This is a genomic window from Streptomyces sp. CBMA291, assembly GCF_014596525.1.
In the GTDB taxonomy this organism is placed as follows: Bacteria; Actinomycetota; Actinomycetes; order Streptomycetales; family Streptomycetaceae; genus Streptomyces.
Genome location: NZ_MSJP01000056.1, coordinates 1 through 24,165, shown reverse-complemented (window position 1 = coordinate 24,165; position 24,165 = coordinate 1). Strand labels below are relative to the sequence as shown.

23 protein-coding genes and 1 pseudogene are annotated in these 24,165 nt (G+C 71.7%); 7 read left to right on the top strand and 17 right to left on the bottom strand.

Annotation, left to right across the window (positions count from 1 at the left end):
• Positions 1-174: 174 nt before the first annotated feature.
• Entirely contained in the window at positions 175-1,086 is a 912-nt protein-coding gene (locus tag BU197_RS15115) for a pyridoxamine 5'-phosphate oxidase family protein (protein ID WP_188268811.1), read from the top strand.
• 185 nt (positions 1,087-1,271) lie between these two features.
• Here the strand turns inward: BU197_RS15115 and BU197_RS15110 are convergent, their stop codons facing one another.
• Together BU197_RS15110 and BU197_RS15105 are read right to left on the bottom strand one after the other, a co-directional pair.
• Complete coding sequence (locus BU197_RS15110) at positions 1,272-2,591, bottom strand: class I SAM-dependent RNA methyltransferase (RefSeq protein ID WP_188268804.1); 1,320 nt, start codon at positions 2,589-2,591, stop codon at positions 1,272-1,274.
• A 60-nt stretch (positions 2,592-2,651) separates the two neighbouring features.
• Positions 2,652-4,703: an APC family permease gene (locus BU197_RS15105; protein WP_188268803.1), complete on the bottom strand. Its 2,052-nt coding sequence runs from the start codon at positions 4,701-4,703 to the stop codon at positions 2,652-2,654.
• Positions 4,704-4,937: 234 nt separating this feature from the next.
• Between BU197_RS15105 and BU197_RS15100 the strand changes: the two genes are divergently transcribed.
• The gene (locus BU197_RS15100) at positions 4,938-5,606 is read left to right on the top strand and encodes a potassium channel family protein (protein ID WP_188268802.1); all 669 of its coding nucleotides are present in this window, start codon (positions 4,938-4,940) and stop codon (positions 5,604-5,606) included.
• Positions 5,606-6,283 (top strand): potassium channel family protein, encoded by a 678-nt coding sequence (locus tag BU197_RS15095; RefSeq protein ID WP_188268801.1) that lies wholly within the window; start codon positions 5,606-5,608, stop codon positions 6,281-6,283. The genes BU197_RS15100 and BU197_RS15095 overlap by 1 nt, the downstream gene beginning before the upstream one ends.
• A gap of 191 nt (positions 6,284-6,474) precedes the next feature.
• Here the strand turns inward: BU197_RS15095 and BU197_RS15090 are convergent, their stop codons facing one another.
• From BU197_RS15090 to BU197_RS15055, 8 genes are all read right to left on the bottom strand, one after another.
• Positions 6,475-7,233 carry a DUF3159 domain-containing protein gene (locus BU197_RS15090; protein ID WP_188268800.1) on the bottom strand — a complete coding sequence of 253 codons (759 nt, stop codon included), beginning with the start codon at positions 7,231-7,233 and terminating at the stop codon, positions 6,475-6,477.
• A 3-nt stretch (positions 7,234-7,236) separates the two neighbouring features.
• The gene (locus BU197_RS15085) at positions 7,237-7,635 is read right to left on the bottom strand and encodes an OB-fold nucleic acid binding domain-containing protein (RefSeq protein ID WP_188268799.1); all 399 of its coding nucleotides are present in this window, start codon (positions 7,633-7,635) and stop codon (positions 7,237-7,239) included.
• A gap of 67 nt (positions 7,636-7,702) precedes the next feature.
• Positions 7,703-8,389 carry a response regulator gene (locus BU197_RS15080; RefSeq protein WP_188268798.1) on the bottom strand — a complete coding sequence of 229 codons (687 nt, stop codon included), beginning with the start codon at positions 8,387-8,389 and terminating at the stop codon, positions 7,703-7,705.
• 278 nt (positions 8,390-8,667) lie between these two features.
• Complete coding sequence (locus BU197_RS15075; protein WP_188268797.1) at positions 8,668-11,214, bottom strand: sensor histidine kinase; 2,547 nt, start codon at positions 11,212-11,214, stop codon at positions 8,668-8,670.
• A 274-nt stretch (positions 11,215-11,488) separates the two neighbouring features.
• Positions 11,489-12,157 (bottom strand): ABC transporter ATP-binding protein, encoded by a 669-nt coding sequence (locus tag BU197_RS15070; protein WP_223182650.1) that lies wholly within the window; start codon positions 12,155-12,157, stop codon positions 11,489-11,491.
• Between the two features lie 293 nt (positions 12,158-12,450).
• A complete protein-coding gene (locus tag BU197_RS15065; protein ID WP_188268795.1) occupies positions 12,451-13,215 on the bottom strand; it encodes a DUF3710 domain-containing protein in 765 nt (254 codons plus the stop codon).
• A gap of 1 nt (position 13,216) precedes the next feature.
• Positions 13,217-13,729 carry a dUTP diphosphatase gene (dut, locus tag BU197_RS15060; protein WP_188268794.1) on the bottom strand — a complete coding sequence of 171 codons (513 nt, stop codon included), beginning with the start codon at positions 13,727-13,729 and terminating at the stop codon, positions 13,217-13,219.
• Positions 13,729-14,313 carry a PaaI family thioesterase gene (locus BU197_RS15055; RefSeq protein WP_188268793.1) on the bottom strand — a complete coding sequence of 195 codons (585 nt, stop codon included), beginning with the start codon at positions 14,311-14,313 and terminating at the stop codon, positions 13,729-13,731. The genes dut and BU197_RS15055 overlap by 1 nt, the downstream gene beginning before the upstream one ends.
• A gap of 58 nt (positions 14,314-14,371) precedes the next feature.
• On the opposite strand from BU197_RS15055, the gene BU197_RS15050 reads away from it, so the two are divergent.
• Positions 14,372-14,890, top strand: a complete 519-nt coding sequence (locus BU197_RS15050) for a DUF3093 domain-containing protein (RefSeq protein WP_188268792.1) — start codon at positions 14,372-14,374, stop codon at positions 14,888-14,890.
• Positions 14,891-14,944: 54 nt separating this feature from the next.
• On the opposite strand, the gene BU197_RS15045 is transcribed toward BU197_RS15050, so the two are convergent.
• From BU197_RS15045 to BU197_RS15030, 4 genes are all read right to left on the bottom strand, one after another.
• Positions 14,945-15,979 carry a hypothetical protein gene (locus BU197_RS15045; RefSeq protein WP_188268791.1) on the bottom strand — a complete coding sequence of 345 codons (1,035 nt, stop codon included), beginning with the start codon at positions 15,977-15,979 and terminating at the stop codon, positions 14,945-14,947.
• A 12-nt stretch (positions 15,980-15,991) separates the two neighbouring features.
• Positions 15,992-16,288: a DUF4193 domain-containing protein gene (locus BU197_RS15040; protein WP_003955561.1), complete on the bottom strand. Its 297-nt coding sequence runs from the start codon at positions 16,286-16,288 to the stop codon at positions 15,992-15,994.
• A gap of 396 nt (positions 16,289-16,684) precedes the next feature.
• A complete protein-coding gene (locus tag BU197_RS15035) occupies positions 16,685-17,923 on the bottom strand; it encodes a sensor histidine kinase (protein ID WP_188268790.1) in 1,239 nt (412 codons plus the stop codon).
• Between the two features lie 4 nt (positions 17,924-17,927).
• Positions 17,928-18,581: a response regulator transcription factor gene (locus BU197_RS15030; RefSeq protein ID WP_188268789.1), complete on the bottom strand. Its 654-nt coding sequence runs from the start codon at positions 18,579-18,581 to the stop codon at positions 17,928-17,930.
• A gap of 372 nt (positions 18,582-18,953) precedes the next feature.
• Between BU197_RS15030 and BU197_RS15025 the strand changes: the two genes are divergently transcribed.
• On the top strand, positions 18,954-19,127 hold the full coding sequence (locus tag BU197_RS15025; RefSeq protein ID WP_188268788.1) for a hypothetical protein: 174 nt from the start codon (positions 18,954-18,956) through the stop codon (positions 19,125-19,127).
• 82 nt (positions 19,128-19,209) lie between these two features.
• Here the strand turns inward: BU197_RS15025 and BU197_RS15020 are convergent, their stop codons facing one another.
• Both BU197_RS15020 and BU197_RS15015 read right to left on the bottom strand, forming a co-directional pair.
• Positions 19,210-20,028, bottom strand: a complete 819-nt coding sequence (locus BU197_RS15020; RefSeq protein ID WP_411158490.1) for an inositol monophosphatase family protein — start codon at positions 20,026-20,028, stop codon at positions 19,210-19,212.
• 18 nt (positions 20,029-20,046) lie between these two features.
• A complete protein-coding gene (locus BU197_RS15015) occupies positions 20,047-21,174 on the bottom strand; it encodes a ferrochelatase (RefSeq protein ID WP_188268786.1) in 1,128 nt (375 codons plus the stop codon).
• A 199-nt stretch (positions 21,175-21,373) separates the two neighbouring features.
• On the opposite strand from BU197_RS15015, the gene BU197_RS15010 reads away from it, so the two are divergent.
• On the top strand, positions 21,374-22,639 hold the full coding sequence (locus tag BU197_RS15010; protein WP_188268785.1) for an MFS transporter: 1,266 nt from the start codon (positions 21,374-21,376) through the stop codon (positions 22,637-22,639).
• On the top strand, positions 22,578-23,963 hold the full coding sequence (locus BU197_RS15005) for a D-arabinono-1,4-lactone oxidase (protein ID WP_188268784.1): 1,386 nt from the start codon (positions 22,578-22,580) through the stop codon (positions 23,961-23,963). The genes BU197_RS15010 and BU197_RS15005 overlap by 62 nt, the downstream gene beginning before the upstream one ends.
• Positions 23,964-23,967: 4 nt before the next feature.
• On the opposite strand, the pseudogene BU197_RS30480 reads toward BU197_RS15005, so the two are convergent.
• Positions 23,968-24,165, bottom strand: a pseudogene (locus tag BU197_RS30480) (RDD family protein); the annotation flags it as partial.

The window sequence follows — 24,165 nt, the reverse complement described above, 5'->3', positions numbered from 1 at the left end:
TGCGCAGCGTCCGTCACCTGGGCTCACAGGCCCGGTCGGCCCGGGGTGGACGTCGGTCGGCAAGTGGCCGAGGCTGGTCCCTGGCGTCGGCTGCCGGGCGCGTCAGCCGGACAGAAACCACGCCAAGTGACCAGATATGCACCACAGTTGAGGCATCAAGAGGAGGCCGGTGTGATGAATTCGCCGTACCACGAGGGCGAGCAGGCCGTGCAGCGGCGCGCGGGAGAAGGGCACCCCGGCTGGGGCACCCCTATGTTCCGCGATGTGATCGAGCCACCATTCGCCCATTTCCTGGACAGTCAGCGCATGCTCTTCGTCGGAGGCATCGACGCCGGGGGATCCCTCTGGACATCGCTCGTCACCGGAGACGCCGGTTTCGTCATCCCGGTCGACCGGCACCACTTGGTGATCGCCGGCTTACCTGCCCCCGGCGACCCCTTGGAGCACGCCTTCGACGCGCCGGGGCACATCGGGATGGTGGCGGTGGAACCGCACACCGCGCGCCGCATCCGGCTGAACGGCATCGCCCAACGACAGGGGGACGTCCTCTACTTCCGGGCCGGACAGGTGCTGGGGAACTGCCCCAAGTACATCCAGCGCCGGGACCTTCTCGACACCTCCGGCACCCGGTCCCCCGAACCGGCCCTCGCCGGAATCCGGGACGATCTCGACCCGGAACAGCAGCGCTGGATCTCCCGGGCCGACACCTTCTTCATCGCCAGCCACTCACCGGACCATGGCGCGGACGCCTCGCACCGAGGGGGCGCCCCCGGTTTCGTGACCGTCGGCCCCCGCCGCCTCTCCTGGCCGGATTACGTCGGCAACTCTTTCTATATGACCCTGGGGAACATGCATCTCAACCCGGCCTGCGGCCTGCTCTTCCTGGACTGGGAAGAGGGCCACACCCTCCAGTTGACCGGCAGGGCAAGCGTCGACTGGGACCCTCAGCGCGCCGCGACCGTGCCGGGTGCGCTGAAGTTCATCGACTTCGACATCGAGCGAGTGATCGAAATCCGCCACGCGTCCCCCCTCCGCTGGGCTCTGGCGGCGGCATCGCCGTTCAATCCGCCGCTGCCGCCCCGCTGAACGGAGCGCCCGCCCGCCGTGCCGGGGCATCGCGTAGTCGGCAAGACGGGGGGAATGACCTGAGTATCCAAGCCCTGACCTGACCTGGCATCCCATCAGAACAAGCGTCAAATGAGCGCCGCGGTATCGCCCGTCACGCCCACACGACAGATACCGCGCAACGACAAAGGCCCAGCCCAGGTCCCCTACTTGATCGGCTCCAGAATCGCCACGCACTCCACATGGTGCGTCATAGGAAACAGATCGAACACCCGCAGCGTCCGCACCTTGTATCCGCCCTCCTTGAAGTACCCCAGGTCCCGCGCCAGTGCAGCCGGGTCGCAGGCCACGTAGGCGATGCGGCGGGCGCCGAGGGTCGTCAGGTGGGCGACCGTCTGCTTGCCCGCGCCCGCGCGCGGGGGGTCCAGGACGATCAGGTCGACGTTGTCGATGCCGGTGCGCGGGAGGACCTGTTCGACCTTGCCCTGTTCGATGCGGACGCGCGGGAAGTCGGCCAGGTTGTGGCGGGCGTCCTCGACCGCGCGCTTGCCGGACTCGATGCCCAGGACCGCGCCCTGGTCGCCGACGCGGTCGGCGAGGGCGCCCGCGAAGAGGCCGACGCCGCAGTAGAGGTCGAGGGCCGTCTCGCCCTTGCGGGGGGTCAGGCCCTGCATGACGGCGAGCATCAGGGTCTGCGCGGCCTGCGGGTGGACCTGCCAGAAGCCGCCGCTGCCGACGCGGTAGGTGCGCTCGTCGGCGCGCTCGCGGACGAAGGGGCGGCCGTGGACTCGGTGGACGCCGCCGTCCTTCTCGTCGACCCGCATCACGGAGACCGGCTTGTCCAGCTCCACCAGGGGGAGGCGGGCGCCGGGTCGGGGGGTCAGGATGACCTGGCGGTCGTTCGAGCCCGAGGCGGCGATCGCCTCGACCGAGGCCATGCCCTCCCAGGTGCGCTTCTCGATGCCCAGCTCCGAGACGCCCTCGGCGGCGATCATGCAGTGGTCGACGACCTCGACCTCGTGCGAGCGGTGCCGCCGCAGACCCGCGTGGCCCTCGGCGTCGATCGCGTACTGGACGCGGGTGCGCCACTGGGGCACCTGGCCCGCAGGGAGCTTGTCGCCCTCGGCCGGCATGACCGTGCCGTCCCAGCCTGCCTCCTCGGGGGTGAGCCCGGCGAGCCGCTGGAGCTGCTCGGCGACGACCTCGCCCTTGAGGCGGCGCTGTGCGCCGGGCTTGGCGTGCTGCCAGTCGCAGCCGCCGCACTTGCCGGGTCCGGCGAAGCGGCAGGGGGCCTCGACGCGGTCCTTCGACGCCTCCAGGACGGTGACGGCGTCGGCGCGCAGGAAGCGGGAGGTCTCCTCGCCCTCGGTGACGCGGGCGACGACCTTCTCGCCGGGCAGGGCGTGCCGGACGAAGAGGACCCGGCCCTCCTCGGTGCGGGCGATGCAGTGGCCACCGTGCGCCACCGGACCGACCTCCACCTCGTACTCCTCCCCGACCAACGACGAAACAGGGGTGTTCTGCATGGCGGGGAGTCTCCAAGGGGAAGGAACGACGGGCTGCCGCAGGGACGGCAGCCCACCAGTCTAGTTGTTCTTCCCGGCGGTTTCCTTCTGGCCCTTCTCGACCGGGCCGCGGCGGACCGATCCCGGCGCGTTCCACTCCTGGCGCCTGCGGGCCCGCTTCCTGGCCGCCTCGGAGGACTGGAGCTGGTAGGGGACGGAGGTCACCATGACACCGGGGGTGAAGAGGAGCCTGCCCTTGAGGCGCAGGGCGCTCTGGTTGTGCAGCAGGTGCTCGTACCAGTGGCCGACCACGTACTCGGGGATGTAGACGGAGACGGCGTCGCGCGGGTTCTCGCTGCGGATGCTCTTCACGTACTCGACGACCGGCCGGGTGATCTCGCGGTACGGCGAGTCGAGGATCTTGAGCGGGACGTTGATCCCGCGCCGCTCCCACTCCTCCTTGAGTTCCTTCGTCTCCGGCGGGTCGACGTTGACGGTGAGCGCCTCCAGCTGGTTCGCGTGCATGAGCTTGGCGTACGCGAGGGCGCGGAGGGTGGGCTTGTGGAGCTTGGAGACGAGGACGATGGAACGGACCCGGGAAGGGCGTACGTACTCGTCGGGGCGTTCCTCGGCGGCGGCGATCTCGGCGGCGACGGAGTCGTAGTGCCTGCGGATCGCGGTCATCGTGCCGTAGAAGATCACCATGCCGAGCAGGGCGACCCAGGCTCCGTGGGTGAACTTGGTGGCGAGGACGACGACGAGGACGAGTCCGGTGAAGAAGGCGCCGAAGGTGTTGATCGCGCGGGAGCGGACCATGTGGCGGCGCTTGGCCGGGTCGCGCTCGGTCCGCAGGTGCCGGTTCCAGTGCCGGACCATGCCGATCTGGCTGAGGGTGAAGGAGACGAAGACGCCGACGATGTACAGCTGGATCAGCCGGGTCGAGTCGGCTCCGTAGATCACCACGAGGAGGGCTGCGGCGCCGGCGAGGAGCACGATGCCGTTGGAGAAGGTGAGGCGGTCGCCGCGGGTGTGGAGCTGGCGGGGCAGGTAGCGGTCCTGGGCGAGGATCGAGCCGAGGAGCGGGAAGCCGTTGTACGCGGTGTTCGCGGCCAGGAAGAGGACGAGCGCGGTGGCGGCGGCGAGGATGACGAAGAAGAACGTTCCGTCACCGAAGACGGCGGCCGCCACCTGGGAGATGACCGGGTCCTGGACGTATCCCTCGCCGACCGGGACGCCGTCGCGCAGCAGTTCGTGGGCGGGCTTCTCGGCCATCCGTACGTCGGTGGCCATGGCGAGGAAGATGATGCCGCAGAACATGGTGACGGCGAGGCCGCCCATGAGGGCGAGGGTGGTGGCGGCGTTCCGCGACTTGGGCTTGCGGAAGGCGGGGACGCCGTTGGAGATGGCCTCGACGCCGGTGAGGGCGGCGCAGCCGGAGGAGAAGGCGCGGAGCAGCAGGAAGACGAGGGCGAAACCGGCGAGCCCCTGGTGCTCGGCCTTGATCTCGAAGTCGGCCGTGGGTGCCTTCATGGTCTCGTCGAGGACGATTCCCCGGTACGCGCCCCAGGCGATCATGAGGAAGACGCCGGCGACGAAGACGTACGTCGGGATCGCGAAGAGTGTGCCCGACTCCTTGACCCCGCGCAGGTTCATCACCGTCAGCAGCACGATGACGGCGACGGCCGAGGCGACCTTGTGCTCGACGATGAAGGGGACGGCCGAGCCGAGGTTCTCGATGCCCGAGGAGATCGACACGGCGACGGTGAGGACGTAGTCGACGAGCAGGGCGCTGGCGACGGTGAGTCCGGCCTTCGGTCCGAGGTTGGTGGTGGCGACCTCGTAGTCGCCGCCGCCGCTCGGGTACGCGTGGACGTTCTGCCGGTAGGAGGCGACGACCGTGAACATCAGGACGACGACCGCGAGGGCGATCCACGGGCTGAAGTGGTAGGCCGAGAGACCGGCGACGGAGAGGACGAGCAGCACCTCTCCGGGTGCGTACGCCACCGAGGACAGCGGGTCGGAGGCGAAGACGGGGAGGGCGATCCGCTTGGGGAGAAGGGTCTCTCCGAGCTTGTCGCTGCGCAGGGCGCGCCCGATGAGAATCCGTTTGGGCACGTCGGTCAGTTTGGACACGGAGAGGATCGTAAGCGTTCGAAAAGAGCCAGGCGTACTGGCACCCCCGATCGGCACCGAATCTCCCTGGGTACCACCTCGGATGCGGTCCCGGCCAGCGTTGCCGCTTAAGCTCGGACCGGGCGACCCGGTAGGGCGTCGCCCGCCACGACCCGGGCCCTTCGGGTGAGGAAAGTTGTGAGCAGGGTGTTTGCGCAGGTCGGCAGGGCGATCAGGAGTGCGGGGTAAGGGGACGTGCACATCGTCATCATGGGCTGCGGGCGAGTGGGAGCCGCTCTCGCGCAGACCCTGGAGCAGCAGGGGCACACCGTCGCGGTCGTGGACCAGGACCCGACGGCTTTCCGCCGCCTGGGCTCGGGTTTCGGCGGTCGGCGCGTCACGGGTGTGGGGTTCGACCAGGACACCCTGCGCGAGGCCGGGATCGAGGACGCCGGTGCCTTCGCCGCGGTGAGCAGCGGTGACAACTCGAACATCATCGCCGCGCGGGTGGCGCGCGAGATGTTCGGCATCGAGAACGTGGCGGCGCGGATCTACGACCCGCGGCGCGCCGAGGTCTACCAGCGGCTGGGCATCCCGACGGTGGCGACGGTCCGCTGGACCGCCGACCAGATGCTGCGACGGCTGCTGCCGTCCGGCGCGGAGCCGCTGTGGCGTGACCCGAGCGGTGCCGTGCAGCTCGCGGAGGTGCACACCTCCCCCGCGTGGATCGGTCACAAGGTGAGCCGGCTCCAGGAGGAGACCGGGGTGCGTGTCGCCTTCCTCACCCGGCTGGGCGAGGCGATTCTCCCGACCTCGCAGACGGTGCTCCAGGAGGGCGATCTGGTGCACGTGATGATGCGTACGGAGGAGATCGCGAAGGTCGAGGAAGTCTTCGCCGAGGGTCCCGAGGAGGGTGGTCACTGATGCGTGTCGCGATCGCGGGCGCGGGTGCGGTGGGCCGTTCCATCGCGGGCGAGCTTCTGGAGAACGGGCACGAGGTCCTGCTCATCGACAAGGCGCCGACCGCCATCTCGGTGGAGCGGGTGCCGCAGGCGGAGTGGCTGCTTGCCGACGCCTGTGAGATCACCTCGCTCGACGAGGCGGCGCTCCAGCGCTGCAACGTGGTGATCGCGGCGACCGGCGACGACAAGGTGAACCTGGTCGTCTCGCTGCTCGCCAAGACCGAGTACGGCGTGCCGAGGGTCGTCGCCCGGGTGAACAACCCGAAGAACGAGTGGCTGTTCAACGAGGCCTGGGGCGTGGACGTGGCCGTCTCGACGCCGCGTCTGATGTCGGCGCTCGTGGAGGAGGCGGTGAGCGTGGGCGATCTCGTCCGGCTGCTCCGCTTCAGCCACGGCGACGCGAACCTGGTCGAGCTGACGCTGCCGCCGGAGTCGGCGCTCGCGGGCACCTCGGTCGGGGACGTGGACTGGCCGCAGGACACCTCGCTCGTGACGATCATCCGCGGTTCGCGGGTCCTGACGCCGAGCGGCGAGGAGACCCTGGAGGCCGGTGACGAGCTGCTGTTCGTGGCCGCGCAGGCGCGCGAGGAGCAGTTGGAGGACCTGCTCCAGGTCCGCCGGGCGCCCTCGGACTCCTGAGCCTGTTCGACAAGGCGGTCCGGTAGCCGGTGGGATACGGGCCGCCCGAACGGCCGGGGGCTTCGACACGGGGAAGGGCCCGGACCTGATGACAGGTCCGGGCCCTTCCCCGTAAGCCCGTAGGCCCGCAAGCCCGCAGGCCGTGGAACCCTCGAAGCCTCCGGCCGCTCAGGCGTCCGGCCGGGCCTCCGTCAGGCCTCCGGCTGCTGTCGTGCCGCGGCCGCCGCCGCCTTGCGCTCCTCCTCGGCGCGCTCCTCGGCCTCCATCTCGGCGAAGACGTCGATCGGCGGCGGAGCCTTCGCGAGGAAGACCCAGGTGAGGTAGACGGCGAGCAGGAACGGCGGGATCTTGAGCGCCACCAGGACCCAGCCGAACTTGGTGGTGTCGGCCCACCAGTACATGGGGAAGAGGATCGCGCACTTGCCGAGCAGGATCAGGCCCCAGGCCCAGCTGGCCTTGGTGTACGCCTTCTTGCGGCCGGGGTTGCGGCTCCGCCAGGAGAGGTTCTCCTTGAAGACCGGGCCGAGGATCAGGCCGATCAGCGGGACGCCGGCGAGCGCGGTGACGAGGTACGCGAGGGCGAGGCCCAGGGTGTACAGCATGCCCGGCAGGTAGAAGTCCTTGGCGTTCCCGGTCATCATCGCGAAGACCACGCCGAAGGCGACGCCGAAGACCCCGCTGAACGCGTGCTTGACGGTGTCCCGGCGGACCAGCCGCACGGCGACCAGGACCAGCGAGACCGCGAGCGCGGCGATGGCCGAGACGTGCAGGTCCTTGTTGATCGTGAAGATCGTGACGAACAGCAGACCGGGCACGACCGTCTCGATCATGCCCCGGAGCCCTCCGAAGGCCTCGAACAGGGCTGCCTCGGTGACCTCCCTGGAGGCCTGGGCGTCCTGGTCGGCCCGGGTGTCCTGGCCCGTGGTGGTCGGCTTGTCGAGGGACGTCACCGGCTACTCCTGTCCGAGCGGTCGGAGCTCGTATTTGGGGTTGAAGAGGACCCGCCGACCGTGGCTCATGGAGATCCGGCCGGAGGCGATCAGCTTGCGGCCCGGTTCGATGCCCACGATGGAGCGGCGGCCGAGCCACACGACGTCGAGCGGCGCCGTGCCGTCGAACAGCTCGGCCTCCAGGGCGGGGACACCGGCCCGGGGACGCAAGGTGACCGTGCGCAAGGTACCAGTCACCTTGACTATCTGGCGGTCGGAGCAGTCGCTGATGCGCGTGCACCCCGACGCCTCGGCGTCCTCCTGGAGCCTCTCCGACTCCAGGTCCTCGGTGGACGAGGAGAGCCGGTCGAGCATCCGGCGGAACCTACCGGCCGGCTTCTCTGTACGCGGTGCTGCACTCATACCGAAAGCGTACCGGCCGCCCTCCTCGCCACCGTCGGCCCGGCCGTCTCTCCGTACGGCCCCCGGTTCAGCGTTCGAAGCGGTAGCCCATGCCCGGTTCGGTGACGAAGTGGCGGGGGTGCGAGGGATCGCGCTCCAGCTTGCGCCGCAGCTGGGCCATGTACACCCGGAGGTAGTTGGTCTCGGTGCCGTACGAGGGTCCCCAGACCTCCTGGAGCAGCTGCTTCTGGCTGACCAGACGGCCGCTGTTGCGGACCAGGACTTCCAGCAGGTGCCACTCGGTGGGGGTGAGCCGGACGTCCCGCCCGTCGCGGTGGACCTTCTTCGCGGCGAGGTCGACGGTGAAGCCCGCGGTCTCGACGACCACGACCCCGTCCTCGGCGCCGCCGACCGGTTCGGCACGGCGGACGGCGGCGCGCAGCCGGGCCAGCAGCTCGTCCATCCCGAAGGGCTTGGTGACGTAGTCGTCGGCGCCTGCGTCGAGCGCCTCGACTTTCTCGTCGGAGGTGTGCCGGGCGGAGAGGACGAGGATCGGCACCCGGGTCCAGCCGCGCAGGCCCTTGATGACCTCCACGCCGTCCATGTCGGGCAGTCCGAGGTCGAGGACGACGACGTCGGGATGGCGCTCGGCGGCCAGCCGGAGGGCGGTGGCACCGTCGGGCGCGGCCTCGACCTCGTACTTCCGTGCCTTGAGGTTGATCACCAGGGCGCGGACGATCTGCGGCTCGTCGTCGACCACGAGGACCCGGGTCATGGTGGTGCCTTCCTTCTTCGGCCGCCTGTTCGGGCGGGGAGCATGAGGGTACGGGAGGGACGGACGGGGACGGTGGGGCGGCTGGGGCGTACGGGGAGGGCAGGGGCCATGTGGCGCTTGTACGTCGGAGGGGCGAGGCGGACCGGGACCCGCTGGACCTTGCGGCGGGCGTACGGCGGGGGTGGGCGCACGGGGAGGGCGGGGGCGTACGGCGAAGGGGCGGGCGTACGGCGAAGGGCTCGGGTCCGGCCGCACTTCCGGGCCCCGCGGCGGCCCCGTCAGGTCACCACGTGGTCCGGGAGGCCGGGGGTCGGGGCCGGGGAGCCGCCCGGCGCGGCCCGGAGGGTGAGCACCATCGTCAGTCCGCCGCCCGGGGTGTCCTCGGCGCCGAGCGTGCCGCCCATGGCCTCGACGAAGCCCCGGGCGACGGCGAGGCCGAGGCCCACGCCGGAGCCGCGCGGGGCGTCGCCGAAGCGCTGGAAGGGTTCGAAGATGCCGTCCTTGGCCTCGTCGGGCACGCCGGGTCCCCGGTCGACCACCCGGAGTTCGACCCGGCCGCCGAGCGAGCTGGCGGCGACGGCGACGGGCACGCCCTCGGGGCTGTACTTGACGGCGTTCTCCACGATGTTGGCGACGGCCCGCTCAAGCAGCCCCTTGTCGACCTCGACCATCGGGAGCGTCTCGGGTATGTCGAGTTCGGCGCTGCCGTCCGGCACTCCCCCGAGGGCCATCGGGACCACCTCGTCGAGGTCGACCGTGCGGACGAGGGGGGTGACGGTGCCGGTCTGGAGGCGGGACATGTCGAGGAGGTTGCCGACCAGGTGGTCGAGGCGGTCGGCGCCCGCCTCGATGCCTTCGAGCAGTTCGGCCTGGTCCTGCTCGGACCACTCGACGTCGTCGGAGCGCAGGGAGGAGACGGAGGCCTTGATCCCGGCGAGCGGGGTCCGCAGATCGTGGCTGACGGCGGCGAGCAGGGAGGTGCGGATCTTGTTGCCCTCGGCGAGCTTGCGGGCCTCCTCCGCCTCGTCGACGAGCCGCTGCCGGTCGAGGACGACGGCCGCCTGCGCGGCGAAGGCGCCGAGGACCCGTCGGTCCTCGGCGGGCAGCACCCGGCCGGAGAGGGCGAGCGCGAGCCGGTCGCCGACCGGCATGTCCACATCGGCCTCCTCGGGCCGGGCCGCCGGGTGCGGGCCCACGCTCGCGGCGCGGGTCCACGGCTCGACCTCGTCCGCCCGCTCCAGAAGGGCGACGGACTCCATGGAGAAGGTCTCGCGGACCCGTTCGAGCAGGGCGTCGAGGCTGGTCTCGCCGCGCAGCACACTGCCCGCGAGGTAGGACAGCACCTCGGACTCGGCGCGCAGCCGGGCCGCCTGATGGGTGCGGCGGGCGGCCAGGTCCACCACGGAGGCCACGGACATCGCGACGCCCACGAAGACGGCGATGGCCACGATGTTCGCCGGGTCGGCGATGGTGAGCCGGTGGACGGGCGGGGTGAAGAACCAGTTGAGGAGGAGCGAACCGACGGCGGCCGAGCCCAGCGCGGGGAGGAAGCCGCCGAGGAGGGCGGAGGCGACCGTGAGGGCGAGGAAGAGCAGCATGTCGTTGGCGAGGCCGAGATGGGCGTCGACATGGGTGAGGAGCAGGGCGAGGGCGACCGGGCCGACGACGCCGACCAGCCACCCGGCGATGATCCGGGAGCGGCCGAGGCGGGCGCCCCGGGTGACGGGCAGGCCCCGGCCCTTGGCGACCTCGCCGTGGGTGACGATGTGGACGTCGAGGTCGGGCCCCGAGTCGCGGGCCACGGTCTGGCCGACGCCGGGGCCGAGGATGTACTGCCAGGAGCGCCGGCGGCTGGAGCCGAGGACGATCTGGGTGGCGTTGACGCCCCGGGCGAACTCCAGGAGCGCGGCGGGCACGTCGTCGCCGATGACGTGGTGGAACGTTCCTCCCAGGTCTTCGACGAGGGTGCGCTGGACGGCCAGTTCCTTGGGCGAGGCACCGGTGAGCCCGTCGCTGCGGGCGATGTAGACGGCGAGGACCTCGCCTCCCGCGCCCTTCTCGGCGAGCCGGGTGGCGCGCCGTATGAGCGTGCGGCCCTCGGGCCCGCCGGTCAGACCGACGACGATCCGCTCCCTGGCCTGCCAGGTCGAGCGGATGTTGTGCTCGCCCCGGTACTGCTGGAGGTACTCGTCGACCCGGTCGGCGGTCCACAGCAGGGCCAGCTCGCGCAGGGCGGTGAGGTTGCCGGGGCGGAAGTAGTTGGAGAGGGCCGCGTCGACCTTGTCCGAGGTGTAGACGTTGCCGTGGGCCATCCGGCGCCGCAGCGCCTCCGGGGACATGTCGACCAGCTCGATCTGGTCGGCCCTGCGGACCACCTCGTCGGGGACGGTCTCCCGCTGCCGTACGCCGGTGATCGCCTCGACCACGTCGCCGAGCGACTCCAGATGCTGGATGTTGACGGTCGACACGACGTCGATCCCGGCGGCGAGCAGTTCGGCGACGTCCTGCCAGCGCTTGGGGTTGCGGGAGCCCGGCACATTGGTGTGGGCCAGTTCGTCGACGAGGGCGACGGCCGGGCGGCGGGCCAGGACCTCGTCGACGTCCATCTCGGTGAAGGTGGCACCCCGGTACTCCAGGGCGCGGCGCGGCACCTGCTCCAGACCGTGCAGCATGACTTCCGTACGCGGTCGGCCGTGGTGCTCGACGAACGCGACCACGCAGTCCGTGCCGCGCTCCACCCGCCGGTGCCCCTCGGAGAGCATCGCGTAGGTCTTGCCGACGCCCGGCGCAGCGCCGAGGTAGATCCGAAGCTTGCCGCGTCCCATGCGATGACCATACGTCCAGCCAATCGGACATTCCGTACGGGAAGTCGGGCCCTGAGCGGTCTTGACGTGATTCTGATGTCCGGGGACCGCTCCCCCGCACCGGAGCCGCCACGGCCCGCCCGGCACCCGCTCGCCGACCACCCGGCACCCGCCCCGCGCACGGGGTCGACGCGCACGTGATCGGCTCGTACAGGGTCGGCGCGGGTACGGGTCGGCGCGCGCGGGGTCGGCGCGCGTACAGGGTCGGTTCGTACGGGGGTCGGCGCGTACCGGGTCAGTGCTCGGTTATCTCGCCGTCGCTCAGTTCGAGGACACGGTCCGCCAGGCCGAGGAGCTGGGGGTCGTGGGTGGCGACCAGGGCCGTGCAGCCCTCGCTGCGCACCACCGCGCGCAGCAGCTCCATGACGGCGAGGCCGGTCTCCTGGTCCAGCTGTCCGGTCGGCTCGTCGGCGATGAGCAGCGCGGGCTTGTTGGCCAGGGCGCGGGCGATGGCGACCCGCTGCTGCTGGCCGCCGGACAGCTCGCCGGGGCGCTGGGAGACGTGGTCGGCGAGGCCCACGAGGCCGAGCAGGAGGGCCACCCGCTCCTCGCGCTCCTTGGGGTCTGCCTTCCGCAGCCGCAGGGGCACGCCCACGTTCTCGGCGGCGGAGAGGATGGGGAGCAGGCCGAAGGACTGGAAGATGAAGCCGATCCGGTCGCGGCGCAGCTCCAGGAGTCCGCTCTCGCCGAGCGTGGAGAGGTCGATGCCGTCGATGACGATGGAGCCGCCGTCGGCGCTGTCCAGGCCGCCGACCAGGTTGAGCAGCGTCGTCTTGCCGGATCCCGAGCGGCCCTTGAGGGCGACGAGTTCGCCGCGGGCGACCTCGAAGGAGACCCCCTTCAGCGCGTGGACGGCGGCTTCCCCCGTGCCGTACGAACGCCGCAGGTTCTCCACCCGGACCATCGGCGGGCCCGCCGGGTCCTCCGCGACGGCCGTCGCGGACCTCGTGCTGCTCTCACTCACGCTGTGCTCCCCCTCCTCGGACCTGTGGCCGCCAGTATGGTCCGCCGCCCGGCCCGAGGGCCAGAGCGGACGGGCGGAACCTGTGGAAAACCCCGAGGGGCCCGCCCCGTACGCGGTAGGTAGGAAAAGCCGATGGGCCGCTTCCCGTACGAGAGGTACGGGAAGCGGCCCATCGGGACGTTCGCCCACGCGGCGGCCCCGTGCTGCCTGGTGCCGCCGGGAGCCCGGGTGGTTCAGCGGATCTCGGAGATCTCCGGTCCGCGCTGGAGCTGGCCCATGCCGCCGGCGAAGCGGGAGCCTTCCTGCTCCTCCTGCTGCACGCCGTCCGGGACCATCTGCGCGTCGTTCGGCAGCTTGAGGACGATCGGGTCGCGCGGGGCCATCGGGCCCTCGCCGCGGACGACCACGGTGTCCCGGACGATCTGCTCCAGCAGACCGGCCGCCTCGGGCTGGACCGCGCCCTGTCCGGAGATCACTCCGCGCAGGAACCAGCGGGGTCCGTCGACGCCCACGAAGCGGACCAGCTGCACCCCGCGGTTGCCGTCCGGCAGCTGCACCGGGACCTGGGCCCGCAGCTCCCAGCCGAGCGGGCCCTCGACCTCGTCGATGACACCGCCCTGCTGGACGATGCCGGCGGCGATCTCGTCGCGGACCTCGCCCCAGATGCCCTCGTTCTTCGGGGCGGCGAAAGCCTGGAGCTGTACGGCGCTGTCGCGCAGGACGACGGTGGCCGCGACGATCGCGTCGCCCGCCACCTCCACGCGCAGTTCCATGCCCTCGACTCCGGGCACGAAGACTCCGCCGAGGTCCACTCGGCCCTCATCGGGCGTGGTGACCTCGGAGATGTCCCAGGGTCCGTCGGGCCGGGGCGCCGGCGGAAGGTTCACCCGGCGCGGGGTCGCGGCGTCCGCGTCCTCGCCGTCCACCGCGTCGACGACCTGCTCGGCCTCGCCCGCCGCGTCCTCTGCGGCACCGCTCTTCTTGCGACGTCCGAACACGTCACTGTCCTTCCCGGTCGGATACGGCCGAAGCGTATCGATTCCCACCCGTTGTGCCGTCCACGGCGGCATGACCGCCGGTGGAACCGAAGCCCCCCTCGGCCCGCGCCGAACCGGGAAGCTCCGCCACCTCGTGGAAGCGCACCTTCTCGACCTGCTGGACGACAAGCTGGGCAATCCTGTCGAACCTCTCGAACCGCACGGTCTCGCGCGGGTCGAGATTGACCACGATCACCTTGATCTCTCCACGGTACCCGGCATCCACCGTCCCCGGGGCATTCACGAGCGCCACTCCACAGCGGGCCGCGAGCCCGGAGCGCGGGTGCACGAAGGCCGCGTAGCCGTCGGGGAGCGCGAGGGAGATGCCGGTGGGCAGCACCGCGCGCTCGCCGGGGGCCAGCTCGGCGGCCTCGGTGGTCACCAGGTCGGCCCCGGCGTCGCCGGGGTGCTCGTAGGCCGGGATCGGGACGTCCGGGTCCACGCGCCGGATCAGTACGTCGACGGGGGCGCGCATCACGGGTTCACCTCGAAGGCGCGGGCGCGCCGGAGCTGGTCGGGGTCGGACATGGCGGCCTGGATCTCCTCCGGGCGGCCGTTGTCGATGAAGTGGGCGACCTTGACCTCGACGAAGAGGGCGTCGGCGCGGACGGCGACGGGGCCCTCGGGCCCGCCGAGGCGGCCGACGGCGGTCGAGTAGATCTTGCGGCCGTCCACGGCGGTGACCTCGGCCTTGAGGTGCAGCGCGGTGCCCACCGGGACGGGGAGCAGGAAGTCGGTCTCCAGGCGACCGGTCACGGCGATGACCCGCAGCAGCCAGTTGAGGGAGCCGAGGGTCTCGTCGAGCGCGGTGGCGAGCACGCCGCCGTGCGCGAGACCGGGGGCGCCCTGGTGGTCGGGGGTCACGGTGAACTCGGCGGTGACGGTCACGCCCTCGCCCGCGCGCGCCTCCAGGTGGAGGCCGTGGGGCTGGCCGCCGCCGCACCCGAAACAGTGCTCGTAGTGAGAACCGAGCGGCTCCCCGGGGGCCGGGGCGTCGGGGTGGCGTACCGGCGCCGTGGCGTCGGCCGGTGGGGTGAGGGCGGCAGATGTTGCAGTCACAGGCGCAGACCTTACCCGCGCGGATGGGCGCGGGTCGCGCCGTGCCAAGCTTGGACGCATGCAGCCTTCCGCACCGCCCCCGGCCTCCTCCGCCTCCTCGTCGGCGCAGTCCGCCGCTCCGCGCTTCGACGAGCGGCTGACGGCGCCCCGCTCGTGGTGGGGCATCGCCGGTCTGCTCGGCCTCTCCGGCGGTCTGATCATGTTCCCGCTGGGTACGGTCCCGATGCTGGGCGGTCTGATCGTGGCGGCGGTGGTCGCCGGTGTCGCGGTCTCCTCGTACGGTTCCGCGCGCGTGCGCGTGGTGGCCGGTTCGCTGGTGGCGGGCGAGGCGCGCATCCCGGTGTCCGCCCTGGGCGCGGCCGAGGTGCTCGACGCCGAGGAGGCGCGCGCCTGGCGTACGCACAAGGCCGATCCGCGGGCCTTCATGGTGATGCGCAGCTATGTGCCGCGCGCGGTGCGGGTCGAGGTGACGGACCCGGCGGACCCGACCCCGTACGTGTATCTGTCCAGCCGGGAGCCTGAGGCGCTGGTCGCGGCCCTTGAGGCCGAGCGCGCACAAGCCCGTACGGCGGGCTGAGGGGCCGCGGGGCGGGACGGGGACCAGAAGGGCGCCCGGTCCCGCCTGAGGGTGCTAGAAGCCCGGTTCCCGGGGGTTCTCGGGCTGGTCCAGCGGGGGCAGCTCGCGGAGGGATTCCCAGGGGACCCGGCGCTTGCGCAGGTCCTCGCGGATGTGCCCGGCGAGTTTTCGGGTGTCGCGGCGGTTCATGACCGCGCCGACGGCCGCGCCCACCATGAAGGGCATGAGGTTCGGCAGGTTGCGCATCAGGCGCTTGGTGATCTGCTGGCGCAGTTCGCGCTTGAGCTGTCCGCCGAGTGCCGCGTTGACGGTGGTGGGCCTGGTGGGGTCGATGCCCCGCTCCTCGGCCCAGGAGGACAGATAGGCGGCCGAACGCTGGGTGAGCCGGCCCGGCGGGCGCAGCCCGTAGACCTCGTGCAGTTCGGCGATGAGTTTGATCTCGATGGCGGCGACGCCGGTGATCTCGGCCGCGAGTTCCGCCGGCATGGCCGGGGGGACGGGGAGCATGGCGGCGGCGCCGATGCTCGCGCCGACGGTCGAGCTGGCGTTGGCCGCTCCGCTGACGAGCTTGTCGGCGAGTTCCTCCGGGCCGAGCCCGGGAAACTGCCGGCGCAGGGTCGCGAGATCGCGGACGGGAACGCGCGGGGCGAGATCGATCAGCCGGTCGGCCAGATGACCGATGCCGGCTCTGGCGCTGTCTCCGCCGCGTCGCACGCCCTGCGCGACGCCTCGCCGGACCGTCTCGATCCGGTCGGAGTCGATCCTGATCCTGTCGAGCTGGGCGCGCGCGGGGTTGGCGAGGCGCCTGACGGCGCCGAAACGCCCGTCGCGCCGGGGTCCGTCGAGCGCGTCGCCGTGTCCCGTCTCCCGCTCCGCCGGAGGGCGGACCGGGTCCGGCCCGGCGACCGCCGCGAGCGAGGCCGGATGGCCTCGCTCGTCGTCATGAACGCCGAGGGAGGACGGGGCGGCGGTCTGCTCGGCCTCGGGAGCCTCGTGGGCACCCTCTGCCGGGCCTGTGCCGCCCTTGTACGCCTTCGGGCTCCCGGGGAGCCTCAGACGCCGTTTCCGGGACGGTGTGTCGCCTGCCACGGCCGGGCGACCTCAGTCGCAGTCGCGGCAGATCGGCTGGCCGTTCTTCTCCCTGGCCAGCTGGCTGCGGTGGTGCACGAGGAAGCAGCTCATGCAGGTGAACTCGTCGGCCTGCTTGGGCAGGACCCGGACGGCCAGCTCCTCGTTGGAGAGGTCGGCGCCGGGCAGCTCCAGGCCTTCGGCGGCCTCGAACTCGTCGACGTCGACGGTCGAGGTGGACTTGTCGTTCCGGCGGGCCTTCAGTTCTTCAAGGCTGTCCGAGTCGACGTCGTCGTCGGTCTTGCGTGGGGTGTCGTAATCCGTTGCCATGTCGCTCTCCCCCTCTGGGTGGTTGCGGGTTGTCTCAGCGCACGTAACGCGTGAGAGGTCGGACTTGTGCCCGACCTGAGGCGGAGATTTTGCCTCACATCAAGGTCTGTTACTCAATCGACACCCGTCCGGCCCTCTCGCGAGGGATCGGCTTCGGGTGGCGAACCGGACCGTACACGGTCCTGGGGGTGCGCCGGACAGGCGCCACCCCGTGTACTTCCCGTCATTCCGGGCCCGGGAAACCCGGACTTTTCCGTGTTTTCCGAAGGATTTCCCGGTCACGGAGAGTGGGGAACCAGCCACCTTCCCTTGTGATCGATCACACATGAGCGTCTCAGGGGTGGGGCCCCGGAATTCCGCCCAAAGCGAACGGAACCGGTCGGCTCGTGCAGTGTGTCAGATCGGCAGCGTGACACGCATCACGAGGCCGCCGCCCTCGCGGGGCTCCGCGATGATACGGCCGCCGTGGGCGCGGGCCACGGACCGGGCGATCGACAGGCCGAGACCGACGCCCTTGTCGCTCCCGGTCCGCTCCTGCCTCAGGCGTCTGAACGGCTCGAAGAGGTTGTCGATCTCGTACGCGGGGACCACGGGCCCCGTGTTCGTCACCACCAGGATCGCCTGGCCTGGCTGGGTCTCGGTGACGACCTCCACCCACCCGTCCCGCGCGATGTTGTACCGCACGGCGTTCTGGAGCAGGTTGAGCGCGATCCGTTCGAGCAGGACGCCGTTGCCCTGGGCGACGGCCGGAGCGCGTACGCCCCGGATCTCGACGCCCCTGGTCTCGGCCTCCGCGTGGACCTGGTCGACCGCGCGCTCGGCGACCTCGGCGAGGTCGACGGGTTTGCGCTCGACGATCTGGTTGTCGCTGCGGGCCAGGAGCAGCAGGCCCTCCACGAGCTGCTCGCTGCGCTCGTTGGTGGCGAGCAGGGTCTTGCCGAGCTGCTGGAGTTCCGTCGGCGCCCCGGGGTCCGAAAGGTGCACCTCAAGGAGGGTGCGGTTGATCGCGAGCGGGGTGCGCAGCTCGTGCGAGGCGTTCGCGACGAACCGCTGCTGGGCGGTGAAGGCCCGCTCCAGACGGTCCAGCATCTCGTCGAAGGTGTCGGCCAGCTCCTTCAGCTCGTCGTCGGGTCCGTCCAGCTCGATCCGCCGGGACAGGTCCGAACCGGCCACCTGGCGGGCGGTCCGGGTGATCCGGCCCAGCGGGGAGAGCACCCGGCCCGCCATCGCGTAACCGAAGGCGAAGGCGATGATGCTCAGGCCGAGGAGGGCGAAGAGGGAACGGCGCAGGAGGTCTTCCAGGGCCAGATCGCTCTGGTGGCGCAGACAGACCGACACGGCGTCGTTCAGCTGCTCGCCGGTGCCCTGGACGGGCAGCTCGCACCAGGAGGTGGTGGGCTGGACCCTGCCCTCGACGACCTTGAAGGGCAGCTCGGAGACGCTGTCGGTGAGGGCCTGCGCGGTGAACAGGTAGATGATCGAGAGCAGCAGGATGCCCGCGATGAGGAACATCCCGCCGTACAGCAGCGTGAGCCGTATCCGGATGGTCGGGCGGAGCAGTGGCCGGACCGGGTCCCGGGGGTCCCACGTCGGTTTCGGAGGCGCCTGGAAGTGCGGCGCGGGGGTGGTGGCCATCGGGTCAGATCCGGTACCCGGAGCCGGGCACCGTGACGATCACCGGCGGCTCGCCGAGCTTGCGGCGCAGGGTCATGACGGTGACGCGGACGACATTGGTGAAGGGGTCGGTGTTCTCGTCCCAGGCCTTCTCCAGGAGCTGCTCGGCCGAGACGACGGCGCCCTCGCTGCGCATGAGGACCTCCAGGACGGCGAACTCCTTCGGCGCGAGCTGGACCTCACGGCCCTCCCTGAAGACCTCGCGGCGGTTCGGGTCGAGCTTGATGCCGGCGCGTTCGAGGACGGGCGGCAGGGGCACACTGGTGCGCCGCCCGAGGGCCCGTACGCGCGCGGTCAGCTCGGTGAAGGCGAAGGGCTTGGGGAGGTAGTCGTCGGCGCCGAGTTCCAGGCCCTCGACGCGGTCGCTGACGTCGCCGGAGGCGGTGAGCATCAGGACCCGGGTGGGCATGCCCAGCTCCACGATCCTGCGGCAGACGTCGTCGCCGTGGACCAGGGGCAGGTCGCGGTCGAGGACCACGACGTCGTAGTCGTTCACCCCGACCCGCTCCAGGGCCGCGGCGCCGTCGTACACGACGTCGACGGCCATGGCCTCCCGGCGCAGTCCGGTGGCCACCGCATCGGCGAGCAGTTGCTCGTCCTCGACGACGAGTACGCGCACGTCGTTTCCTTCCCATCGAGCCTCGGTCCGGGACGGGACCGGCTGAAACCTGAGCACTGACTGTGCGTGTCCATCCTGCCCCGTACGCGCGTAAACCGGCTGTAAGGCGGTGGTGCGGCAGGCGTGGGCAGCGGTACGGCGAGGCGGGAGGGGCGGGAGAAAGTGTGGCCGGTTCCCAAGAATTCATCGGATTTCCGGGCCAGTTGAGGTTTCTGGAAGGAAGGGCTTGGGGAGGACGACTGCACACCCCGTGATCACGCCCTGTATGTGGCGCGCCACCTACCGCTCTCTGTCCCCCAGAGGTCGCAGCGTGTGATCCACCCACCCCCGGCACAGCGCTGTGCCGCCGTACCCATGACGAGGGGGCGCACGATGGACGCTTTCACCGCAGGCCTGCTGCACCGCATCAAGGCCACACAGACCGACCTCACGCGGGCTCGTGAGACGGGCGACGACTACCTGGCCGAGGTCGAGCAGGCCGAGCTGGAGGACCTGCACCGGCTGGCCGCCGAGCACGGCGTGGAGGTCTCCGCTCCGGGCCACTGACCTGGCATGACGTCACCCGTGCGAGGGCCCCGACGCCGTTCCCGGCATCGGGGCCCTCGCACGTTCCGACCGCACCCGCTTCTCAGTCGTGCCAGGCCCCCAGCCCCTCCAGGAGGTCCTGGAGGGGCGTGAAGAGGCCGGGGGAGGCGGCCAGGGTCAGCTCTCCGGACGCGGGCTCTCCCGGCCGCCCCCCGGTGAGGGCGCCCGCCTCGCGGGCGATCAGCTCCCCCGCCGCGAGGTCCCAGGGGTTCAGCCCGCGCTCGTAGTAGGCGTCAAGCCGTCCGGCCGCCACATCACAGAGATCGATGGCGGCCGATCCGCCGCGCCGGATGTCACGGACGCGCGGGATCATCCGCTGGACGACGTCCGCCTGCCGGACCCGGCGGGCCTGGACGTATCCGAAGCCGGTGCCGAGCAGCGTCTGGTCGAGGGCGGGCGAGGGGCGGACGGCGAGCCGCCGCTCCCCCTCGTACGCGCCGCCGCCGAGGGTCGCCCGGTAGGTCTCGCCGCGCATCGGGGCCGCCACGACGCCCACCACGGTCTCGCCTTCGCGTTCGGCTGCGATGGAGACCGCCCAGGTGGGCAGGCCGTAAAGGTAGTTCACGGTGCCGTCGAGCGGGTCGATGACCCAGCGGACGCCGCTGCTGCCGGGGCTCGCGGCGCCCTCCTCGCCGAGGAAGCCGTCCTGGGGCCGGTGCTCGGCCAGATAGCCGGTGATCAGCTTCTCGGCGGCGATGTCCATCTCGGTCACCACGTCGATGGCGCTGGTCTTGGTCTTCGCCACGGCGAGGTCCTCGGGCCTGCCGTCGCGCAGCAGGGCTCCGGCCCGTCGCGCGGCCTCAAGGGCGAGGCCGAGCAGCTCGGCGAGCAGGGGATCCTGCGGTCCGTTCGCCTCGGTCACGTCGGTCACGGGGACTCCTTACGCGTAGGGGCTGTCGGCACCGGCGGCCGCGGGCCGCTCCGCCCGTGCCGGGCAGCAGCCGATGGGGCACAGGTCGTGGGAGGGGCCGAGGGCCCCGAGGGCGCACCGCTCCGGCGTGGTGCCGCGCTCGGTCGCGGCCCGCTCCAGGAGGAGTTCCCGGACGGCGGCGGCGAAGCGCGGATCGGCGCCGACGGTCGCGGAGCGCCGGACGGGAAGTCCGAGTTCGGCCGCCTTGGCCGTGGCCTCGGTGTCGAGGTCGTAGCGGACTTCCATGTGGTCGGAGACGAAGCCGATCGGGACCATGACGGCGGCGGGGGCCCCGGCGCCGTGCAGCTCCTCCAGGTGCTCGCAGATGTCCGGTTCCAGCCAGGGGATGTGGGGGGCGCCGCTGCGGGACTGGTAGACGAGCTTCCAGGGGCGGTCGACGCCGGTGGCCTCGGCGACCGCGTCGGCGATCACCCGGGCGACGTCGAGGTGCTGGCGGACGTAGGCGCCGCCCTCGCCGTGCTCGGCCACCGGGCCCGAGGAGTCGGCGGCGGAGTCGGGGATGGAGTGGGTGGTGAAGGCGAGGTGGGCCCCGTCCCGGACGGCCGGGTCGAGTTCGGCGAGCGAGGCGAGGACGCCCTCGACCATGGGCTCGACGAAGCCGGGGTGGTTGAAGTAGTGCCGGAGCTTGTCGACCCGGGGCAGCGGGATGCCTTCCGCCTCCAGGGTGGCGAGGGCGTCCGCGAGGTTCTCGCGGTACTGGCGACAGCCGGAGTAGGAGGCGTACGCGCTGGTGGCGAGGACGGCGATCCGGCGTCGGCCGTCGCCCACCATCTCGCGGAGGGTGTCGGTGAGATACGGCGCCCAGTTCCGGTTTCCCCAGTAGACGGGGAGCGGGAGGCCCTCGGCGGCGAAGTCCGTCCGCAGCGCTTCGAGGAGCGCGCGGTTCTGTTCGTTGATCGGGGAGACGCCACCGAAGAGGAAGTAGTGCTGCCCCACTTCCTTGAGCCGTTCCTTGGGGATGCCCCGGCCGCGGGTCACGTTCTCCAGGAACGGGACCACGTCGTCCGGGCCCTCGGGTCCGCCGAAGGAGAGCAGCAGCAGGGCGTCGTACGGGGCGGGATCGTGCTGATCGGACATGGCACCGATCCTGCCACCCGGCCCGGCGGGCGCGGGGTCCGGCCTGTCCGAAAAGACCCGGGGTCCGGCATGTGCCGAAAAACAGGGGTGACCCATCGACTTCACCACCGTAGGCTTTAGCCTTCAACTACACGTGGGGGTGCCCGCTCCGGGCGCCCGCGCGGAAGCCGCGCGCCCACGCGGAGATCCGGAGACCCCCTTGCCCAGTCCCTACCGCGCCATCTTCGCGGCGCCAGGCACCGCCTCGTTCTCCGTCGCGGGACTCCTCGGCCGGATGCCGCTGTCCATGATGGGCATCGGCATCGTGACCATGATTTCCCAGGTCACCGGCCGGTACGGGCTGGCCGGCGCGCTCTCCGCGACACTCGCGATGTCCGCCGCGGTGCTGGGTCCCCTGGTCTCGCGCCTGGTGGACCGGTACGGACAGCGGCGGGTGCTGCGCCCGGTGACCCTGGTCTCCCTCGTGGCCGCCGCCGGGCTCCTCCTCTGCGTACAGCAGCGGACCCCGGACTGGACGCTCTTCGTGTTCACCGCCGTGATCGGCTGTGTGCCCAGCATCGGCGCGATGACCCGGGCCCGGTGGGCGGAGATCTACCGGGGTGACGGGCGGCGGCTGCACACCGCGTACTCCTGGGAGTCGATCGTCGACGAGGTGTGCTTCATCTTCGGCCCGATCATTTCGATCGGGCTTTCGACGACCTGGTTCCCCGAGGCCGGTCCGCTCTTCGCCGGGGCGTTCCTCACCATCGGCGTCTTCTGGCTCACCTCGCAGCGCGCCACCGAGCCCGTCCCCCACCCGGCGCAGGAGGGCGACCAGGGCGGTTCGGCGCTCCGCTCCCCCGGGCTCCAGGTCCTGGCCCTCGCCTTCGTCGCCACCGGTGCGATCTTCGGCTCGGTCGACGTGGTGACCGTGGCCTTCGCCGAGGAGCGGGGCCAGAAGGCCGCCGCGAGTCTGGTCCTCGCCGTCTACGCGCTGGGTTCCTGTCTGGCCGGAGCCGTCTTCGGACTGCTCCACCTCAAGAGCGAGCCGTCCCGGCGCTGGCTCCTGGGCGTCTGCGCGATGGCCGTGAGTATGATCCCCCTCCTACTGGCCGGGAGCCTGCCGTTCCTTGCCGTGGCGCTCTTTGTCGCGGGCCTGTCCATCGCACCGACGATGGTGACCACGATGGCCCTCGTCGAAGCGCACGTACCGCGCACCAAGCTGACCGAGGGCATGACCTGGACGGGTACCGGGCTCGCGGTCGGCGTGGCGCTCGGCTCGTCGGCCGCCGGCTGGGTGGTCGACGCGTCGGGCGCGGAGGCGGCGTACGTGGTGCCCGTCGTCTCGGGCGCGCTCGCGGTCGTGGTGGGTCTGCTCGGACACCATCGGCTGCGCAAGCCGGTGCCGGACCGGGAGGGGACGCGTGAGCGGGACGACAGCAGCGGGGCCGGGGAACACCAGGACGACGGCCGGACCATGGCGTAGGCCGGACGGCCCTCGGCGCGACCGGGCGGACGGCCCCTGGCGCAACTGGGCGGGAAACGTCGTCTCCCGCCCCGCCCGGGAGGTGAGCCCCGCCTCGGCCGGGGAACTCGCCGAGGCGGTACGGCGGGCGGCCCGGGACGGGCTGCGGGTGAAGACGGTCGGCACCGGCCACTCCTTCACCGCGATAGCGGCCACCGACGGCGTCCTGATCCGGCCGGGGCTGCTGACCGGCATCCGGCGGATCGACCGGGCGGCGATGACGGTCACGGTCGAGGCGGGCACTCCGCTCAAGCGGCTCAACGTGGCGCTGGCCCGGGAGGGGCTCTCGCTCGCCAACATGGGCGACATCATGGAGCAGACCGTCGCGGGGGCCGTCTCCACCGGGACGCACGGCACGGGCCGCGACTCGGCCTCGATCGCCGCGCAGATCCGCGAGCTGGAGCTGGTGACGGGCACGGGCGAGCTGCTGACCTGCTCGGAGAAGGAGCATCCCGAGGTCTTCGCCGCCGCCAGGATCGGACTCGGCGCCCTCGGGGTGATCACCGCGATCACCTTCGCGGTGGAGCCGCTCTTCCTGCTCACCGCGCGCGAGGAGCCGATGGGCTTCGAGCGGGTCGTCTCGGAGTTCGACGCACTGCACGCGGAGAACGAGCACTTCGAGTTCTACTGGTTCCCCCACACGGACAACTGCGTCACCAAGCGCAACAACCGCAGCGCGGGCCCCGCAGCTCCCCTCGGCAGGGTCGGCGGCTGGATCGAGGACGAGCTGCTGTCCAACGGCCTCTTCCAGGTGGCCTGCTCGCTCGGCAAGGCCGTGCCCCCGGCCGTCCCCTCGATCGCCCGCCTCTCCAGCCGCGCCCTGTCGGCCCGTACGTACACCGACATCCCGTACAAGGTCTTCACCTCGCCCCGCCGGGTCCGCTTCCTGGAGATGGAGTACGCGCTGCCGCGGGAGACGGCGGTCGGCGCGCTGCGGGAGCTCAAGGCGATGATCGAGCGCTCGCCGCTCAAGGTGGGCTTCCCCGTGGAGGTACGGACCGCCCCGGCGGACGACATCGCACTGTCCACGGCCTCCGGGCGGGACACCGTCTACATCGCCGTCCACCTCTACCGGGGGACGCCCCACCGCGCGTACTTCACGGCGGTGGAGCGGATCATGACGGCGTACGCGGGCCGCCCCCACTGGGGCAAGGTGCACACCCGGGACGCCGCCTACCTCGCCGCCGCCTATCCGCGCTTCGCCGAGTTCGCCGCACTGCGCGACCGGCTCGACCCGGACCGGCTCTTCGCCAACGACCATCTGCGGCGGGTGCTGGGCGACTGACGGATCACCCGGCCCCGGCGCCGGGCTCGGCTGCGGGGGCACCGCCCGCCCCCGTACCAACCGCCCCCGTACCGCCGGTTCCCGCGCCGCCGCTTCCCGTGCTGCCGCTTCCGGCTCCGCCCGCCGCCGCGTCGGCCGGGGCCGGGACCTGCGGGGTCTCGGGCCGGCCGCTCCCCGCACCCGGGTCGACGCCCGGGGTGGC

Bases quoted from the DNA above. Each gene is read 5' to 3' on its own strand.
- BU197_RS15095 (WP_188268801.1), top strand. From the start codon at position 5,606: ATGCGTGTCGCGATCGCGGGCGCGGGTGCGGTGGGCCGTTCCATCGCG.
- BU197_RS15085 (WP_188268799.1), bottom strand. From the start codon at position 7,635: ATGAGTGCAGCACCGCGTACAGAGAAGCCGGCCGGTAGGTTCCGCCGG.
- BU197_RS15070 (WP_223182650.1), bottom strand. From the start codon at position 12,157: ATGGTCCGGGTGGAGAACCTGCGGCGTTCGTACGGCACGGGGGAAGCC.
- BU197_RS15025 (WP_188268788.1), top strand. From the start codon at position 18,954: ATGGACGCTTTCACCGCAGGCCTGCTGCACCGCATCAAGGCCACACAG.
- BU197_RS15075 (WP_188268797.1), bottom strand. From the start codon at position 11,214: ATGGGACGCGGCAAGCTTCGGATCTACCTCGGCGCTGCGCCGGGCGTC.
- BU197_RS15035 (WP_188268790.1), bottom strand. From the start codon at position 17,923: ATGGCCACCACCCCCGCGCCGCACTTCCAGGCGCCTCCGAAACCGACG.
- BU197_RS15080 (WP_188268798.1), bottom strand. From the start codon at position 8,389: ATGACCCGGGTCCTCGTGGTCGACGACGAGCCGCAGATCGTCCGCGCC.
- BU197_RS15040 (WP_003955561.1), bottom strand. From the start codon at position 16,288: ATGGCAACGGATTACGACACCCCACGCAAGACCGACGACGACGTCGAC.
- BU197_RS15050 (WP_188268792.1), top strand. From the start codon at position 14,372: ATGCAGCCTTCCGCACCGCCCCCGGCCTCCTCCGCCTCCTCGTCGGCG.
- BU197_RS15115 (WP_188268811.1), top strand. From the start codon at position 175: ATGAATTCGCCGTACCACGAGGGCGAGCAGGCCGTGCAGCGGCGCGCG.
- BU197_RS15015 (WP_188268786.1), bottom strand. From the start codon at position 21,174: ATGTCCGATCAGCACGATCCCGCCCCGTACGACGCCCTGCTGCTGCTC.
- BU197_RS15110 (WP_188268804.1), bottom strand. From the start codon at position 2,591: ATGCAGAACACCCCTGTTTCGTCGTTGGTCGGGGAGGAGTACGAGGTG.
- dut (WP_188268794.1), bottom strand. From the start codon at position 13,729: ATGCGCGCCCCCGTCGACGTACTGATCCGGCGCGTGGACCCGGACGTC.